This window comes from uncultured Methanobrevibacter sp. (assembly GCF_902769175.1).
Taxonomy (GTDB): domain Archaea; phylum Methanobacteriota; class Methanobacteria; order Methanobacteriales; family Methanobacteriaceae; genus Methanobrevibacter.
This window is the reverse complement of the sequence record NZ_CACXNW010000026.1, coordinates 1-17,230: the sequence shown is the minus strand read 5'-3', so window position 1 is coordinate 17,230 and position 17,230 is coordinate 1. Positions and strand designations below refer to the sequence as shown.

Sequence of the window (17,230 nt, the reverse complement as noted above, 5' to 3'; positions counted from 1 at the left end):
ACTATAAATAAATTTAACTTATTTAGAACTAAAAAGAAATGAAATAATTATAATATTCTAATTTTAGAGTAAAATTATAAGGATTCAATGAAATCATAATTATGATAAAAAAATAAGAATTTATAAAAAAATAAGAATTAATAAAAAAAATAAGAATTGATAAAAAATAGAAAAAAAATAAAAAAAATTGATGCATTAATTGCTGTCAAGTAAGATTGCAGCTAAATCATCATCAACTGTACAACTGACAAGATTAGATTGATAGCATTGACCACCATTCTTTGAGTTGCCATAGATAAGGCAATAGGAAGCATTAGATCTCATCATTGCACCACCCAATCTTCCTGCAGTATTGTTTGCAAATAGGCAATCTGTTGCATTACCTAATTTAAATGCTCCACCAAATAATAATGCACTATTATTTATAAAATATGAAGATCCTGCATTAGAATAACTTAATGCACCACCACTTTCAGCAGAATTATTCAAAAATATACTGTTATCCGCGTTTCCTCGATACATTGCTCCACCTTCACTGCTGGCAACATTACCTTCAAAACGACAACGATATGCAGTGGTTGAATCCAGTGCACCACCATTTTCAGCACTATTATTTGTAAATGAGGAGGTTCTAGCAATACCTGCAAACATAGCTCCACCATGGCCAGCCTTATTATTAATGAATGTACAGTCTACAGCATCACCATAATACAATGCTCCACCTTGAATATCTGCTTGATTATTTTTAAAGCTGCATCTTACGGCAGTGCATGTTCCATAAATAGCGCCTCCAAATGTGGAAGCATGACCATTTATAAAGTTTATATCATAGAGAACCACATTCTCTAAAGTATCTATATTGAACATATGTGCAATGTTTGATCCATCAATTGTAACACCATTTCCATAAATGGTTAAAGAACGATTGATAACAATACCCTTTTTAAAATCAGAATCAGAATCAGTATAAACATAATCCCTATTAAGAAAAATAGTATTATTTTCGTTTCCATTGACAGCATTGTTCAAATCTGTAAAGGAACCTGCAGATGAACTATTTAAGTTTGATTTCTCATTAGATTTTGGAATATCCTCTATAATACTAGAATCCTTTGATAATTCATAATCAGCATCTGCAATAGAATCATCCACATCTAAAGAAACATCCTGAAGAGAAGACGAATCTGACAAATCGCTACAGCCAATATCAGCTGCCGAAGCGCAACCAATACTTACAATAGTTATAGTAAAAATTAAAAATAAAAAAATAGCTTTCATAAGCATCACATAAATAAATTTCATTCTTTTAAAATTTCCCCCTTTATAATTATTTTATTTAAAGGAACATATCAATCTATCCGAAAGCAATTGCTTGCTTGCATTAAATAGGTAAAGAGCATCTAAACACCAGTTATTTCATATCTATCGCCATTTTCGCTTTAAATTCATTTATTGGAGAGATATTAAAATCCTAAGAAAGACGCTCCAAAATTATTGATAATGTAAAATACTGAAAAAGCTGAAACAGTTATTGGAATTGAATATCTTAGTCCTTTCCTTAAATCCCCATACATTATCAATGCTATTAAAAATCCTGCTAAAATGGAATGAATTATCAAATAAATCTCTGCTGCAAGAGGTGCAACTTCACAAATAGCTCCTCCTTTTCCCAATTCAATCATAAATGAGGAATAGACTCCAACCATTCCAAGGGCAAAAGGGGCAGCAAATGTAGATGCAATGATAAGAAACATTATTGACATCATGACACTTGCCTTTCTCTCCCGTTTTAAAATAAGCATTGCCCTTAAATCATCACTGACATCAAGAATAATGTCAGACAAGGACCCACCGCTTTTATGAGCATTCAATATAATTTTAAAGCTCCGTTCAAGATCCTTTGAGTTGAGTCTGATTGCCATCTTGTTAAAGGATTCATCTAAGCTTTTGCCCATTCTTATCTCTACAACAACTCTTCTTAACTCATCATACAATGGTCCTTTTCCATGATTTGACATGTCAACCAATGCATTCTCCAAACTCAATCCGACCTTCAGCATAGAGGACAATTGCCTTAAAAAGTCTGGAATGGAGTTATCTATTTCACTTGCTCTTCTTTCTGTTTTCACAAATAGAACCAGAATAAATGCAACTGTTGGAATGGCAATAGCTAAAATAATAGACAATAGAATGTCAATTGACAATATCAATGATGCCAATGCAAATAGAACAATGAACAAAAAGTATACAATTAAAATAATTGACAGCAATTGAGAAGCCAATGTAAATATTCCTGCATTAAGCAAATGCTCTTGAAACCTAATTAAAAGATTCTGATTAATTCTATTTTCCAACATATTTGATAATTTAATTATTAAATCTTCAATAAACATTGATAATAGATTTGTATAAGTTATTAATAAATTTAACTTATTTATAGACTTAAAGAGACAGTTTTATTAGAATATTATAAAAAATAAGAAAAATTATAATGATTTAGGAAAATTATAATTAGATAATAAAATAAAATCATTTAATAAAATAGAACTAAACTGAAAAATAAAATTAGAAAAATATTAGTAAAAAAAGTCAAAAAATGTTAAAAGAATTCAAAAAAAATAAAAAAAAATAAAAAAAGTTAAAAAATCAATTACAATATTTGAGGCAAATCACCAATCAATTTACCCTTTTTATCAACCAAAACAATATCCTCAATCCTTACTCCAAATTCACCTTCAAGATATATTCCAGGTTCTACTGTTACAAGCATATTTTTCTCCAAAACTGTTTGGTCCCTCAAGGATAGGGAAGGGTTTTCGTGAATGTCCATCCCTAAGCTATGGCCAGTGCTGTGAATGAAATTATCTCCATAGCCATACTCTGTGATAATGTCTCTTGCCACCTTATCAATTTCACAAGCCTTTACTCCTTCTTTTACTGCATCAACAGCCTTATCATGGGCTTCAAGAACAATATCAGATATTTCCTCTTGCCTTTCATTATAGACAAATGTTCTTGTAGTGTCACTGCAATATCCATCTATTTTGCATCCATAATCCACTAAAACAGGAGTTTCCAAAATATGTTGCCTTGGAGTGGAATGAGGCAATGAAGAAATAGGACCTGATGCAAAAATGGTGTCAAATGATTCAACAGTTGCTCCATTTTTCCTCATCAAATAACCTAATTCATAGGCACATTCCCATTCCTGTGCACCTTTTTCCTGCTTATTCCTTACATCCAATTCAATCAAGGACTTATGTGCTATTTCAGTTGCCTTAATTATCTTTTCAATCTCTTCGTCAGCCTTGATCATTCTTTCAGTTGATATTGCATCAGAGATGGTGAGATTGAAGTCATTGAACTTTTGATAAGCACTTGCAGTCAAATCTGATTCAATAGCCAAGTTCTTAATTCCCTCTTCCTTCAGATATTCAATCATCTTATCATATGATTCATACTTGACAATGTCAATGGAAGATGTGTTTTTTGCATTTTCCAAATTCATTCCAGATACAAAAATAATTGGATTTTCCTTGATTATAAGGAATGCAAAGCTTGTTGACATGTATCCAGATAGGTAAAAGATATTATTGAAATTAGCAACCAGCATAGCATCTTGACCTTTTTCTTCCAATTTTTTCAAGATATTTTTTATATGAAACTCATGAACATTATTTTCCTTTATTTGCATTTATATCCTCAACCAAATTATGAAATCTTATCTACAAATGTAAAATTCATTTTGCTTAAAAATTAATCAAATTATGAAATCTTATCAACAAATCTTAAATTCATTTTGCTTAAAAATTAATCAAATTATGAATTCTTATCTATAAATTGTTTTATTCTTTATTATTTAAAAATTAAACGAATGATTAAAACTACATCATAACAATTATTATAAATAATCAATTACAAAGTATAAATATTATAAAATTCATAAAATTAAAACTAGATTTTAAAAATAGCTAAGGAAAAATAAACATGTTTGAAGATATTCCAATAAAATTCTTTAAGGGAACTCATAGAATCAGAGACCCAAAGGAAACAATTGAAATAAATGAGAAAAAGCTTAGAACTGCTGGAATAACCAGATTAACTGACATTACAGACTTGGATAGAGTAAAAATCCCAGTGTTTTCTGCAATCCGTCCAACTGCACAGTCTGGAAGCGTAAGCGTTTATGCAGGAAAGGGTGCCACTACAGAACAGGCAAAGGCATCTGCAATGATGGAAGGATTCGAAAGATACTCTGCTGAACGTCAGGATATTGATGGAGAAAGAACCTTTGTAGACACCTACAACAACATTAAAAATGGCCAATCTGAAGTTGATAATGCCCTTGATCCAAGAGAGCTCCTATTGCCAAAGAACTATGGCAATGAAAATGTGGAGAATTCAAGGCTTGAATGGATAGAATCAGAAGACATCATCAGCGAAGAAACAATTTACGTTCCATCAAATGCAGTTTTCCACCCTTACATTCCAACAAGGGAAGTAAGCCCAAGTCCAATAGCTATTTTTAAAGGAAACACCAATGGCCTTGCATCTGGAAACATCATAGAGGAATCCGTTTTGCATGGAATCTTTGAAGTTGTTGAAAGGGATGCATGGAGCATATCTGAACTTACAAAAAGGAACAAAAAGGAAATCATCCAAGACAATATTGATAATGAAATCATAAATGAGCTATTAGACAAGTTCAATAGCCAAGGAATCGACATAAAGCTTATGGACATTACTGCAGATTTGAAGATTACAACAGTTGCTGCAAGTGCTGATGATACAGTCCTTAAGGATCCTGCACTATTGACTTTAGGTGTTGGAACACACCTAAACCCTGAAGTTGCAGTGATAAGGGCATTGACTGAAGTTGCTCAAAGCCGTGCAACCCAGATTCATGGAACCCGTGAAGACACAATAAGGGCAGACTTTATGAGAAAGTCAGGCTATGAACATATGAAAAGAATGAACAGGCATTACTTCCAAAGGGAAGAAGAAACTATCAATCTTTCAGACATTGAAGACAAAAGCTCACATTCAATCAAGAAGGATATTGAAACAAGCATTGAAGAGGTTCAAAAGGTTGGATTCGATCAAGTCCTATACACTGACCTTACAAGAGATGAAATAGGAATCAATGTTGCAAGGGTAATCATACCTAAGGCAGAATTATACTCACTTGATGAGGAAAGATTAGGAAACAGGGCTTTGGAATATGATAGAAAAGCAAGAAGAGGATTGATTTAATGACTAAGATTATTGTCTATTTAGGACTATCCATTCAAGAGGAGGAAGCTAAAGCCATTTTAGAGGCAGACTATAGGCTTCCAGTTAAAAGGGGAGATGTACTAAAGGCAATATCTGAAAAGCCAGACATCATAGGAATCATTGATGGTGCTTTCCACCACACTCCTGCAGTTGCACATAAGGAAATAATGAAAGCATTGGATAAGGGAATAACTGTAGTTGGTGGAAGCAGCATGGGAGCCCTTAGAGCATCAGAACTTGATGACTTAGGGATGATTGGAATTGGATATGTCTACAAGGCATACAGGTCCGGAGCCATCACTTCAGATGATGATGTTGCACTTAGCTTTGACCCAGTTAGAAAAGTCCCTATCTCTGAAGCTCTTGTAAATATCGATTATAAATTAGACCTTGCAGTAAAGGAAGGAATAATCACTGAAGAGGAAAAGGACAATATTCACAACATTGCAAAGGAGATCTACTATCCAAAACGTTCCTATCAAAACATCTTCTCCAAAGTGGAAATGGAAGATGAAAAGAAAACAAGGCTTATTGATTTTGTATTGAAGGAAAAGGACATAAAATACTTAGATGCTATTGAAGTTTTAGAATACATTAAAAACTTAAAATAGGCTTATTTTAGAATATAACGTTGATATAGAAAATTTTAAAAGCAATTAGAAATATAACAATAGTTAATTTATTATTTTTTATTTAGATATGATATTTAATTCGGGCGATTAATCAAATAACTGATAATAAATGATTTTATCATTAAAGAAAATGAGGCCAAAAATGAATGCAGATATCAAAATCGAGAAACTGAAGAAAATATTGAAAAACTATAAAAAGTTAGCTCTTGCTTTCTCTGGAGGAGCAGACAGCACTATGCTTGCATACATTGCAAAGGAAGTAGGCTGTGACGTGCTGGCAATCACATATGACAATCAGATATTTCCAACTGGATTTCTGGAATTTACAAAGAAAAGAACATCTGAAATTGGAATTAATCATGAAATTATTGAAAATAACTTCATTGAGATAGATGACGTTGTTGGCAATAGCCCACAAAGATGCTATGTATGCAGAAAATTAATGTATGGTGCAATTAAACAACTAGCAAATGAAAAAGGTTATGAAATAGTTATAGATGGAAACAATATAACAGACCTTATTCCTGATAGGCCAGGAATATTGATGAAATATGCCTTTGAAATCGAAAGTCCCTTTATAGATGCACAGCTTGAAACTCCAGAAATTCATCAATTCCTTGAGGAAAACAATATTCCATATTCAAAGTCAACAACATGTCTTGCAACAAGAGTAAAGACAAACGAGATTGTTACAATAGATAAGGTAAACAGACTTGATTATTGTGAAAGTTTCATCCAAGAAAAGACTAACTGCGATGTTGTTAAACTCAGAGAAGAAAAGAATGTCGCCACAATAGAATTGAATCAATTGGATAGCATTTTAGACAAGGAAACAATTGAATCTATTGTTGATGAACTTAAATTGGCACAATACGAAAAGGTTTTATTGAATCTTAAAGCCATTGAAAGCAATGACAATCTTATCGAAGATGATGAGATTGAAAAAGGTGCCGTTAATTTGACCCTTAGAAAACAATTGCCATTTGGATTAGATATTTCAGAAACTTCCAAAATACTCAAAAAAGAGAATTACGATGGAATAGACAATATTGAAACTAAAGAGGAAATTGGATACATCAAATTAAGCATTGATGGAAAAGAGTCTAAAATCTTTAGAGACGGAAAAATAAGCATTGAAAACAATGAAAACAAAAATGATGCTAAGGAATCCTTAGTTAAAATTTTACCTTTAATTAGAAGAACTGTTTAGTTCTTCCCTTTTTTTTACTTTTGATTAGAAGAACAGTTTAGTTTCTTTATTTACTATTTTTTAATCTTTGCTGTCTTGCAAACTCCTTAAATGAAATCTTCTTTTCAGTTGGAATATTCTTTTCAACTAACTTTTCCACTTTTGAATCACTTTCTCTCCAATCTGCAACTTCTTCAGGTTCATTGTTATTTAGAATGTTTATCTTATCTAAAATGCCTTTAGAGTACTCCTCTTTTGATGTCAATCCTTTTAAAGCGAGTATTTTACCATCTAATCGCAAGCTTATCTCATCAGCCTTAACTTCCTGCAAATGAATTTCAAATCTGCTTGCCTGACTGATTTCATCATCTGTTAAAAGATTATATTTTAAAAAAAGATTTTCATGTGGAAGGACCTCATTTACAGTTCTTTTAACAGAAGATTCAAAAAGATCCACCAAGTTTTCAATAACCGGCAGATTATTATCCCAGTAATAAGCAAGTATAACACTTAATTGGATTTCATGTTCAGAGAATTCCTCTCCAACCCTTGCTCTTATTCCAATTGTTGAATCATTATCCTTAATAACTAAAATAGGTTCTTCAGACATTTTATCACTCAAATTAAAAAAATACTTAAAAAAATTAATTAATAAATTGAATACTAAAACATTTATTGAAACTTATATAAATATTTTAAATTTTAAAAAAAAATAGAGAAATAGTAAATAAAAATGTTAAATGAATTCTAAAAAGAATTCATTAACACCAAATAAGTCTATTTTAGGACTAATAAAATCCATAAGTATAATATGGATTTTTTTGTATATAAAAATATCTCCTATTTAACTGTTATTTTTACAGCTTTGCTAAGCTTATTAAAGTATTTGCTGCCAGCAAAAGCAACTACTGCTTTAAAACTTCCTTTTTTAGTCAATTTAGTAATCTTAAATGTAGCAACACCTTTGCTGTTGGTTTTTGCACTGTAAGTCTTACCGTTAACTTTTAAAGTGAGTTTAGCATTTTTGAATACTTTATTCTGATTAGTTTTAAAAGTAACTGCATAGTTTTTGGTTTTGGTTTTAACCTTAAATGTTTTTGCCTTAGCAATCAATTTAGGAGTGGCTTTTTTAACTGTAACTTTAACAGATTTGCTGATTTTATTGTAAATTGTGTTTCCAGCATAAGTAACTGTTGCAGTATAGGTTTTAGGAGCCAATCCATTTGTAGATACTTTAACTTGGCCTTTTGAATCAGTAGCCCTAGTATATGTTTTTCCATTTAATTTAATTGTTACCTTAACATTTTTAAGAACCTTATTACTTGAATCCTTTAAAGTAGCAATTAAATACTTTCCACCATTATAAACAGTAGAAACAGCAGCTGCGGTTAATTTTGGAGTTAATTTATTTACTACAACTTTAACTGATGCAGATGATGCTTTTAAGAAATTATCTCCAGCAAAACTGATTGTAGCAGTATAATTTTTAGGAAACTAAACCAGTGATCAATAGTTTAACTTGACCATTGATATCAGTAGTCTCATTATAAGTTTGGCCATTAAACTTAATGGAAACTTTTTGCCCTACCAAAACATTCTCATTAAAATCTCCTACTAAAGTAACAACCAAATTTTTCTCGCTTTTATATGCTATTGAAACAGCAGCAGCTAAAAGACTTGTTTTTTCTTTGAATAGGTCTTCATTGTCAATAATGCCATTGCAATTAACAAAGTTTATTTCATTAGGTTCCCCCATCATTTCCACTGATGTAAGGGTACCATTGAGTTTTAACAAAAACTCTATAAAATAAAGGTGTTTATCCATCATTTCCACTGATGTAAGGGTACCATTACCATAATTTAAACTATGATGACCAAACTGTTCTTTCACACCCTTAGCAATATTATTAGTAAAATTAGAATCATAAACAGTTAAATTAGTATATGTTACTATAGCAGAAGCTTGGGTTCCTGCACGATTATCAACAAAATTACATGAAGAAATCTCATTATACCTTCCAAAAATAGCCCCGGCATATGTAACAGCACTGTTATTTATAAAATTGCATGAAGAAATTTCAACTGCCCATCCTGTTATAGCTCCAGCATACTGAGCGCTGTTATTTATAAAATCACATCCTGAAATGCTTTTAAAACTTCCATCTATTGCGCCTCCAACACTAGTAGCAACATTATTCACAAAAGTAGAATTTATAATCGGACAACTATAACTATAAATAGCACCACCCATTAAAGCGGTATTGTTGTTGAAATAACAATCCACAATACCAATATCACCTTCAGCATCTTCAGCTAAACCAATATTTATGGCACCGCCACCACGAACAGCGAAATTTTTCTCAAAAGTACAATTTATGATATATGATTTATCAGAACAAGAAATGGCACCGCCACCATGAACAACTCCGAGTTCATCATTTAATGCAGAATTGTTCACAAAAGTGGAATTTTTTACAAAAATATTAATACCATCAATAGCTCCTCCCCATTGGTCTGCTATATTATTCTCAAAACGACAATTCACTATATTTATGCGTTCAAGACCAAATAGAGCCATAGCACTGCCATTTGAATTAATTAAAGTCAATCCATCAAAAGTAATATTGCGATATCCTCCTCTGAAAATCCCAGATAAAGACTTTCCATCTAAAAGGGGATTATCTACTCCTTTAATAATTAAATTTTTTTCAATAGCAATATTATTACCAGTACTTTCAAACCTACCGCTGAGTTCAATTGTATCTCCATCGTTAGCTGAATCAATTGCATTTTGAATATCTTCAAAGGTTCCTCCATTTACGGTTATAGTATTTGAAGGAGTCTCATCAGATAGAATACTCTCATCATTGCTCTTGTCATTATCTAAATCATCAACAACAATCGCTTCAATATTTTCCCCATTATCATTTACATCATTTAAAATATCATCAGCAGCAATTCCAACATCCCCATCTGCTGAAAGATCAGAATTTACATCCCCCAACTGATTATCAAGATCTTCACTAGCAGAAATTGCTCCTATACTTAATATTAAAATGAAAAATAATGAAAAAATGATAAATGAATTTTTATTTTTCTTCAACATTTTCCCACCTGAAAATAATTATTTAATTGAACAAATAGTTATTTTTCCAAATCATTACTTAAGTTAAGTAAGTATAAGCTAGTTTATATATAAAATAATATAAAAAATTTGTGAAAAGTTTATCAGGTTAACTATTGAAAAAACTGATAAAAATTTAAAAAAAAAATAGCAAAATTGAAAAAACTAATAAAAAAAGAAAAGGAATGGTTAAAATAACCATTAAAATATTTTTGGTCAAGGTTTTTGACCGAAGGTCAAAAAACTTGGGCTCAAAAGCTTGGGTCCAAAGCGTAGGTCCAAAACTTGGGCAATCTCAGGCAAGCTTGGGCAAACTTGGGCTCAAAACTTGAATTGAACCTAGAGTAATGTTTTAATTAAATCACTAGCTCTGACAAGACCTACGAGTTCTCCTTCAATTCCTAAAACAGGCAATTGTTCTACATCAAGAGATCTCATTTTTTCAGCACATACAGAGACTTTGGTTTTAGTGTTTGCAGTTACAACATCTTTTACTGCAACATCCTTAAAGACCTTATCAGTGAATTTGAGATGGTTTTTCTCAATGTATAAAACTGAAGTACTGTCCCAAGACCATTTGTCTCCTTCAGTACCTACAGAAGAGCGGTGTTCAGTTCTTTCAGAGATGATTTCACTTTCAGCAATGAAATCGGTTTCAGTTAAGATACCGGTCATTCTGTTGTTGGAGTTTAATCCAATGATTGATTTTAAGCCAAAGAATTTCATTACTTCAAATGCAACATTCAATGGAGTTTCATCCCAGGTTGCAGGAATGGTCTTGATCATATAGTTTTCTACAGGCTCTTTAATGCCCATATCTGCAATAGCTAAAGCAACAATATCGAAAGAAGTTACAATACCTACCAATCCATCGTCATCATTAATGACAGGTATTCTTCTAATGTTGTTTTCTACCATTTTTTCTGCAACACTCTTTAATTCATCATCCATTTTTGCTGTAATTAATTCTCTAGTCATTAACATAGCAATTTGTTCTTCATCAGGATTGGTAATCATATCAGAACGAGTTAATATTCCTACCAATTTGTTAGTATCATTTTTAATAACAGGCACTACAGATACATCTTCTTTTTTCATGATTCTTAAAGCATCTTCCCTACTTCCTGGAACGGTTACATGAATAACATCTGTAGACGCTACATCTTTTACTTTCATTAGTAACACCATAATTGATTTTTAAATAAGATTGAAATTAAATAGTATCAGATAATTTATGTGTTTTAAAATTAGAAAGTCCATCTGTTTTTTCTCTTTCGCAATTATCAAAACCTAAATATTTTTGTTAAATTTTAACAAAAAGTAATATTCTTATTAAACATTTGTTAATATATTTTTTATCATTTAAATAATTTTAGTATAAACCATGAAAAATTAGGTGAAAAAATACTGATTATTGGATTATCAAATTATTTTAGATAAAAAATAGAAAAAATCATAAAAAATTTTTTAAAAAATGTGCAAAAATAAAAGGAAAGAAAAAGAAAAGAGATTCTGTCTAAAGCATAAAAATCATTTAAAAAAAAAAAAAGAAACAAATGTGTTCTTAAAAATAAAATGAACACATTCCCATAAAAAATACACATTAAAATGGTAAATGAGCATACTGCTTTAAGCGGTAAAAATGTTTAACATTCCAATTCTTAATCTTTCCCAAACTGTTTCTAACACTTGTTGCATCAGCGCTGTACCAAACTCCATCCACATATATCTGAGCCCATACATGTCCAGCAACCAAACCACTGGAGAATCTGCAACCTTGCCCATGTGAAAGTCTTGCAGGTATATCTGCTGCCCTACAAAGAGCAACCACCAAATTCGCTTGATCACAACAGTTAGCGGATTTACTGCGTAAAGTAGATTTAGCCCCTTTTTTACTGTTTGAATAATAACGATATGAAATATAGTCTCTTACATAATCGAATATGGCTTGAGCCTTATCCCAAGTTGTGTTTTTTCCGCAAACCAGTTTGCTTGACAAACTCTTGATGGCAGAGTTAAGTGCATCATTTCCAGAAGACTTTAAATAGGCTTTTAACTGAGACTTTGTAAGATTTGCAATTTCATTCAAACCTTTTTTATACTGGGCAGTATTGCCTCTTTTGCTTACTGAAGAATAAGTGAGATTTATTCCCTTATATGAAAAATTCTTTACAGTTAAATGAATAGATCCGCTAGAGGAAGCATAATAAGAACTGCCGGCATATTTAAATGAAAGAGCATATGTTTTATTTCCATTTACATTTATTGTCAGACTAGCTATTCCCTTTGAATTGGTCTTTCTGGTATAATTTTTGCCACGGAAATTAAATGCAACCATCTTGTTTTTCAAAACATTTCCACTTAAGTCCTTTAAAATAACCTTAAAGGCAGACCCTATTGTTATATTATTTGAAGTGTAAGAAACCAAGTAGGTTGCCTTTTTAACTTTAAGGTCTAACTTTCCAGAAATTGGACCATATTCACTGTTTCCAATATAGTTATATGATAGATTATAGCTATGACCTGGAGAGGAATTGATTTTTAAGCCTACTCTTCCCTTTGAATTTGTAGTTTTAACATAGCTTATTCCACGATATTCGATTTTAACTTTTTTGCCAGTTAATGCATTGCATCTTGAATCCATTAAGGTAATGTAATATGTTTTTCCCTTAATGATTGAACTGCCGGAATTTGCAAATTTTGTTGGAATCTTAACAAGCAGTGGCAATGATTTTGAAGAGCCTCCATAGTCAGAGCTTCCAGCATACGCATATGATAAAACATATGTTCTGTTGGCAGCCAAATTGATCTTTAAGCTTGCAATTCCACGGGAATTTGTAGTTCTAACATAATTTTTACCGTTGACTGTAAAAACAATGGTTCTTCCAGATAATGCTTTTCCATTGCTGTTTTTTAAAGTGACGGAAAAATTCTTTCCTTTCACTATAGTTGAACCAGAATCTGCAATTGCAGTGGCCTTCTTAATTCTTATGTTCACTAATCCAATGGTGGCAGTGTAATTTTCATCTCCCTCAAACATATAACTCATTTTACATGTTTGAACTATTTTTCCTTTAATTTTTAAACCTACAATTCCATTTGAATTTGTAGTTCTAGTATAGTTCCTTCCATTAAATGTTAAAAATACAGTTTTAGAGGATAAGGCATTTCCTAGAGAATCCTTTAAACTCAAATAGTAAGTAGTTCCATTCACAATGGATTTGCCGGAATTGCTTAAATGAGTTTGAATCTTTTCTGATTTAACGCTTTCGTTTAGATTTGAAGAATCTTCATCCTCTAAGGAATTGGATTCTTTTGAAGAAATATTATTTTCAATTGCTGAAATGACATCATTGGAGTTGCCACTGGAATTAGTTGAAGCAATTGAAATTTCATCATTACTTAAATAATAATCAGAATTGCCAGAACCGATAGATGTGCTGGAATTGCCTAAGCCACCAGAAGCTATAGAACTAACAGAAGAATTAGAATCCCCATTGTTTCCATAAATAAGTTCAGAACTATAGCAACTATTTTTAAAATCATCATTATTTAAAATCATAGAATCTTTATTATCGCAAATATCACCAACATCAGTTGCAGATACCCCTGCTATTGAAAGAATAAGCAAGGCAAAAAACACAGCAAATAATGTCTTACATTTTTTCGTAATTGTTTCACCTCAATACATTAAAAAAGTAAAAATTGACATTAAAAAATTCATATCACTAATGGTTTTTGTAAAATAATCAACCAATCAAAAATTCAACAAATAAACAAAATAATGAAAAATAATCAACCAATCAAAAATTCAACAAATAAATAAAATAATGAAAAATAATCAACCAAATATTATTTAACAAATAAAATTATTTAACTATTAACATATTTATTTTAAAAATGTCTAATCATTGAAAATCTAAAAATTTGGGCTTTATTTTACAAAAGCATTACAGATTCTTTTTTAATGTGATTAAACATAAGATTTCATATTATTTAAATCTTTTTATTGAAAATCAAAATTTTAAAGAGCATTTAAACTTTCAAATAACCTAAAAATAGATTAAATTTAATATTAACCTATTTATTAATTGTAAAATATTTAATTTGTCTAAATATGGATAAAATTAGAGTTAAATTTAAAATAAAAAAATCATATAAAATTAAATTAAATAAGTCCAAATCATTCCCAATTATATAAAATAAGACATTAAAAGAACTATTTTAATTAAATATAAACTTAAAAATATCCATTAATAAAAATATGCTTTAACCCAGACGATTTAAAGAAAAAAAGAATAAATCAGAGTTTTTTATATATGATTCAAAAAACTTAGAATCTATTAAAACAAATGGCAAAAATTGAAATAAAATTAGAATTATTTTAAATCATTATTTAATCTTAAAAAAAGAAATTAAGAATTATGCATTCAATTAATCAAAAAATAAGAATAATTAAACAGATAAAAAAATAAATTCAAATCATTAAAAAAATGAAATAATACACAACAAAAACAATTCAAAAAAAAAAGATAAAAAAATGAAATAATACACAACAAAAACAATTCAAAAAATCAAAATAATGTGAAATATTAAAAAAAAGACAATATGATAATCAAAAAAATTATATTATTTTGTTAAAGTTCTCTTGAGCATATTTATAAAAATTAGAGACCTCCAATCCATTTACAAAGATATGGCTAAATGATATGGATACAGTCATTTCATAATTCTCATTGACCTTTCCCCAAGTGATTAAAGGTTGGATAGTGTTTCCAGTTGCTACTGCAGTGGTGAATGAATCAAAATCAATCCAAGGAATACAGGAAAAATTTGCAACATTCAATTCATCCCTTTCCAATATATGCACATTAAATGGCTCATCAACCCCTTCCAAAACATTTAATATATGCTCTTCAACATACTCATGCCATTTTAAAACATTATGAAACCTTTGAGGAGGCTCCACTCTTATTTCCTTATAAGTTGTTTGCTTCTTCTCCATTATTGGGCAAATAGCATCTAAAGAGCTGAACTCAACAGCCTTGCCTCCAACAATTCGTCTTCTCATCTCAGGAACCTTATTTAATGCATTCATTAATGCACCTAATGACATGATAAAGAAAGACAAATCATTTGCCTTTGAAAAATTCCACATATCTTCCACATCAATCCTTACAGACATGTTGCATCTTGAAGATAAGACATTGATGAATGGATTGTTTTCTAAATCAAAATCTATTTCCTTCATATTATAACCTACTTTAATATTTGATTTTTGATTGTATTTAAATTATATGAAAATAAGAAGAGATTTTAAAAAAATAGAAAAAACAAGCCATATTATAAAAAAAACTAGGAAATAATAAATAAAAAATGAAAAATAGAAAAAAGAAAAGAAAAATATTAGTGTACAACTAAAACAGAACATTTAGCTGATCTTACAACCTTATCTGCCACACTTCCAAGCAAGAGCAAATCAAGTCCAGATTTGCCTGAACTTCCAATGACTATAAGGTCAACATCTTCCTCTTCAGCAACTGCCAAAATAGCTTTTGCAGGAGATCCCTTTGCTATTTTTGGAGTGACTTTAATATCCAAACCCTGTTCATCCCTTAAGTCTTCCACTTTTTTAAGGTTTGCAAATGTTTCCTCTTCAAGCAATGCGTTTATTTCATCTATAGTTTCCTTACCTGAAAGGTTTACAGGAACTGTATTTTCAACAACACTTAATGCAATGATTTCAGCACCATATGATGCAGCTATAGATAAAGCATGCTTTTCAGATTTATCAGCATATCTGGAACCATCGGTAGGCAATAAAATTTTTTTATATAACTGTTCAGTCATTTTTATCACTTTATAAAAATTGATAGACTCAAATTTTAATTATTAACTACATTAAGATTTATAAAACAATGCTAATAAATTTTTTGGAAAGGAGATGACCATTCCAATCAAAGGGAAATATAAGAAATTACATCATTATAAAAAAAAACGAAATAATTAACTGAATTAACTTTAAATTGGAAAATAACAACAATTGATTTATATTTAAAAGAATAAATCTTGAATCATGACTAAATTTATTAAAACCAATGGAATTAAACTTGTATATGATGAATCAGGCCCAGAAGATGGCAAAGTAATTGTTCTAATCCATGGAATATCTTCATCTAAGGAAACCATGTATCTAATGAGAAACACTCTTTCAGACAAGTACAAAGTATATACAATCGATTGCAGAGGGCATGGCGAGAGCGAGAGAATGGCTAATTATACAATAGACGACTTAGCCCAGGATGTCGTATCATTTACAGAAGACCTTCAGCTTAAAAATCCAACTGCAATAGGATATTCAATGGGTTCATTCATCGCACTTAGAGCCGGGGAAAATCAGATGTTTTTGAAAAGCTAATTCTCATTGGAACTAAGGGAGACGGATCAAGCCCTGCAATTACAAATCTTCTTAAAGCTAATGGATTATCATTTGATAATGTTTCAAAAGAGTAATATGGAAGAATCATGAGAGAAAACATATTTGCTCCAACCACTAAAAATCCTGAAAACTTAAGAACCATGAGACCTCAAGGAAAGGAGCTTAGCATGGAAGATAGGGCTGCTGAGATTAGAGCAGTTACAAACTTTGACAACATGAAGGAAATATATAAGGTAGTGCAGAAACCATGGTAATATCTGCAGAATATGATAAGATAGTTCCTCCAGAAAGAGGGCTTGAAGTAGCTGAAGCATTAAACAGCAGATATGAGCTATTAAAAGATGCGGGACATATGATGATGGTTGAAAAACCAAAGGAAATAGAAGATTTAATAAAGGACTTCATAGGATAAAAATAAAATTAGAATTAAAAAGTAATTATGAAAGAAAAATTCATTAAATAAAATCTAAAAAAGAGAGTGTGTCACGATTAGGACCATCACCCACATTTTTCTTAACTTATTTTCCTTTAAATTTATATACAATGAAGTACAATCTATTATTATAGAAATA

16 protein-coding genes are annotated in these 17,230 nt (G+C 30.6%); 6 read left to right on the top strand and 10 right to left on the bottom strand.

Annotation, left to right across the window (positions count from 1 at the left end; translation table 11 throughout):
• Positions 1 to 195: 195 nt before the first annotated feature.
• The 3 genes from QZV12_RS09780 to QZV12_RS09770 form a co-directional block, all read right to left on the bottom strand.
• Complete coding sequence (locus QZV12_RS09780; RefSeq protein ID WP_295621006.1) at positions 196 to 1,302, bottom strand: hypothetical protein; 1,107 nt, start codon at positions 1,300 to 1,302, stop codon at positions 196 to 198.
• A gap of 161 nt (positions 1,303 to 1,463) precedes the next feature.
• The gene (locus tag QZV12_RS09775) at positions 1,464 to 2,357 is read right to left on the bottom strand and encodes a type II secretion system F family protein (RefSeq protein ID WP_295621003.1); all 894 of its coding nucleotides are present in this window, start codon (positions 2,355 to 2,357) and stop codon (positions 1,464 to 1,466) included.
• A 293-nt stretch (positions 2,358 to 2,650) separates the two neighbouring features.
• Positions 2,651 to 3,694: an aminopeptidase P family protein gene (locus QZV12_RS09770; protein WP_295621000.1), complete on the bottom strand. Its 1,044-nt coding sequence runs from the start codon at positions 3,692 to 3,694 to the stop codon at positions 2,651 to 2,653.
• A gap of 293 nt (positions 3,695 to 3,987) precedes the next feature.
• Here QZV12_RS09770 and QZV12_RS09765 point away from each other — a divergent pair, with 293 nt between their 5' ends.
• The 3 genes from QZV12_RS09765 to larE all read left to right on the top strand — a co-directional run bounded on the left by QZV12_RS09765 (position 3,988) and on the right by larE (position 7,116).
• Positions 3,988 to 5,253: a YcaO-related McrA-glycine thioamidation protein gene (locus QZV12_RS09765; RefSeq protein ID WP_295620996.1), complete on the top strand. Its 1,266-nt coding sequence runs from the start codon at positions 3,988 to 3,990 to the stop codon at positions 5,251 to 5,253.
• Complete coding sequence (locus QZV12_RS09760) at positions 5,253 to 5,885, top strand: TfuA-related McrA-glycine thioamidation protein (RefSeq protein ID WP_295620993.1); 633 nt, start codon at positions 5,253 to 5,255, stop codon at positions 5,883 to 5,885. Before QZV12_RS09765 ends, QZV12_RS09760 begins: the two co-directional genes overlap by 1 nt.
• Before the next feature lie 163 nt (positions 5,886 to 6,048).
• Positions 6,049 to 7,116, top strand: coding sequence for an ATP-dependent sacrificial sulfur transferase LarE (gene larE, locus QZV12_RS09755; RefSeq protein ID WP_295620990.1), 1,068 nt, complete (start codon positions 6,049 to 6,051; stop codon positions 7,114 to 7,116).
• Between the two features lie 46 nt (positions 7,117 to 7,162).
• Here larE and QZV12_RS09750 read toward each other — a convergent pair whose 3' ends face one another.
• The 7 genes from QZV12_RS09750 to QZV12_RS09720 form a co-directional block, all read right to left on the bottom strand.
• Positions 7,163 to 7,705: a hypothetical protein gene (locus QZV12_RS09750; RefSeq protein ID WP_295620987.1), complete on the bottom strand. Its 543-nt coding sequence runs from the start codon at positions 7,703 to 7,705 to the stop codon at positions 7,163 to 7,165.
• Positions 7,706 to 7,935: 230 nt separating this feature from the next.
• Positions 7,936 to 8,313: a hypothetical protein gene (locus tag QZV12_RS13805; protein WP_295620984.1), complete on the bottom strand. Its 378-nt coding sequence runs from the start codon at positions 8,311 to 8,313 to the stop codon at positions 7,936 to 7,938.
• Positions 8,314 to 8,581: 268 nt separating this feature from the next.
• Positions 8,582 to 10,201, bottom strand: coding sequence for a hypothetical protein (locus QZV12_RS09740; RefSeq protein WP_295620981.1), 1,620 nt, complete (start codon positions 10,199 to 10,201; stop codon positions 8,582 to 8,584).
• 357 nt (positions 10,202 to 10,558) lie between these two features.
• The gene (locus QZV12_RS09735) at positions 10,559 to 11,395 is read right to left on the bottom strand and encodes a CBS domain-containing protein (RefSeq protein ID WP_295620978.1); all 837 of its coding nucleotides are present in this window, start codon (positions 11,393 to 11,395) and stop codon (positions 10,559 to 10,561) included.
• Positions 11,396 to 11,822: 427 nt separating this feature from the next.
• On the bottom strand, positions 11,823 to 13,850 hold the full coding sequence (locus QZV12_RS09730) for a transglutaminase domain-containing protein (RefSeq protein ID WP_295620975.1): 2,028 nt from the start codon (positions 13,848 to 13,850) through the stop codon (positions 11,823 to 11,825).
• Positions 13,851 to 14,843: 993 nt separating this feature from the next.
• On the bottom strand, positions 14,844 to 15,470 hold the full coding sequence (locus tag QZV12_RS09725) for a CatA-like O-acetyltransferase (protein ID WP_295620972.1): 627 nt from the start codon (positions 15,468 to 15,470) through the stop codon (positions 14,844 to 14,846).
• 155 nt (positions 15,471 to 15,625) lie between these two features.
• The gene (locus QZV12_RS09720; protein WP_295620969.1) at positions 15,626 to 16,069 is read right to left on the bottom strand and encodes a universal stress protein; all 444 of its coding nucleotides are present in this window, start codon (positions 16,067 to 16,069) and stop codon (positions 15,626 to 15,628) included.
• Between the two features lie 226 nt (positions 16,070 to 16,295).
• Between QZV12_RS09720 and QZV12_RS09715 the strand changes: the two genes are divergently transcribed.
• From QZV12_RS09715 to QZV12_RS09705, 3 genes are all read left to right on the top strand, one after another.
• Positions 16,296 to 16,637, top strand: coding sequence for an alpha/beta fold hydrolase (locus QZV12_RS09715; protein ID WP_295620966.1), 342 nt, complete (start codon positions 16,296 to 16,298; stop codon positions 16,635 to 16,637).
• Between the two features lie 107 nt (positions 16,638 to 16,744).
• Positions 16,745 to 16,912 carry a hypothetical protein gene (locus QZV12_RS09710; protein WP_295620963.1) on the top strand — a complete coding sequence of 56 codons (168 nt, stop codon included), beginning with the start codon at positions 16,745 to 16,747 and terminating at the stop codon, positions 16,910 to 16,912.
• Positions 16,906 to 17,070 carry an alpha/beta fold hydrolase gene (locus tag QZV12_RS09705; RefSeq protein WP_295620959.1) on the top strand — a complete coding sequence of 55 codons (165 nt, stop codon included), beginning with the start codon at positions 16,906 to 16,908 and terminating at the stop codon, positions 17,068 to 17,070. Before QZV12_RS09710 ends, QZV12_RS09705 begins: the two co-directional genes overlap by 7 nt.
• Positions 17,071 to 17,230 lie beyond the last annotated feature (160 nt).

Excerpts from the sequence above, each read along its gene's own strand:
- QZV12_RS09770 (WP_295621000.1), bottom strand. The coding sequence starts at position 3,694 with ATGCAAATAAAGGAAAATAATGTTCATGAGTTTCATATAAAAAATATC.
- QZV12_RS09705 (WP_295620959.1), top strand. The coding sequence starts at position 16,906 with ATGGTAATATCTGCAGAATATGATAAGATAGTTCCTCCAGAAAGAGGG.
- QZV12_RS09750 (WP_295620987.1), bottom strand. The coding sequence starts at position 7,705 with ATGTCTGAAGAACCTATTTTAGTTATTAAGGATAATGATTCAACAATT.
- QZV12_RS09715 (WP_295620966.1), top strand. The coding sequence starts at position 16,296 with ATGACTAAATTTATTAAAACCAATGGAATTAAACTTGTATATGATGAA.
- QZV12_RS09780 (WP_295621006.1), bottom strand. The coding sequence starts at position 1,302 with ATGAAATTTATTTATGTGATGCTTATGAAAGCTATTTTTTTATTTTTA.
- larE (WP_295620990.1), top strand. The coding sequence starts at position 6,049 with ATGAATGCAGATATCAAAATCGAGAAACTGAAGAAAATATTGAAAAAC.
- QZV12_RS09740 (WP_295620981.1), bottom strand. The coding sequence starts at position 10,201 with ATGTTGAAGAAAAATAAAAATTCATTTATCATTTTTTCATTATTTTTC.
- QZV12_RS09735 (WP_295620978.1), bottom strand. The coding sequence starts at position 11,395 with ATGAAAGTAAAAGATGTAGCGTCTACAGATGTTATTCATGTAACCGTT.
- QZV12_RS09710 (WP_295620963.1), top strand. The coding sequence starts at position 16,745 with ATGAGAGAAAACATATTTGCTCCAACCACTAAAAATCCTGAAAACTTA.
- QZV12_RS09765 (WP_295620996.1), top strand. The coding sequence starts at position 3,988 with ATGTTTGAAGATATTCCAATAAAATTCTTTAAGGGAACTCATAGAATC.
- QZV12_RS09760 (WP_295620993.1), top strand. The coding sequence starts at position 5,253 with ATGACTAAGATTATTGTCTATTTAGGACTATCCATTCAAGAGGAGGAA.
- QZV12_RS09720 (WP_295620969.1), bottom strand. The coding sequence starts at position 16,069 with ATGACTGAACAGTTATATAAAAAAATTTTATTGCCTACCGATGGTTCC.
- QZV12_RS09725 (WP_295620972.1), bottom strand. The coding sequence starts at position 15,470 with ATGAAGGAAATAGATTTTGATTTAGAAAACAATCCATTCATCAATGTC.
- QZV12_RS09775 (WP_295621003.1), bottom strand. The coding sequence starts at position 2,357 with ATGTTGGAAAATAGAATTAATCAGAATCTTTTAATTAGGTTTCAAGAG.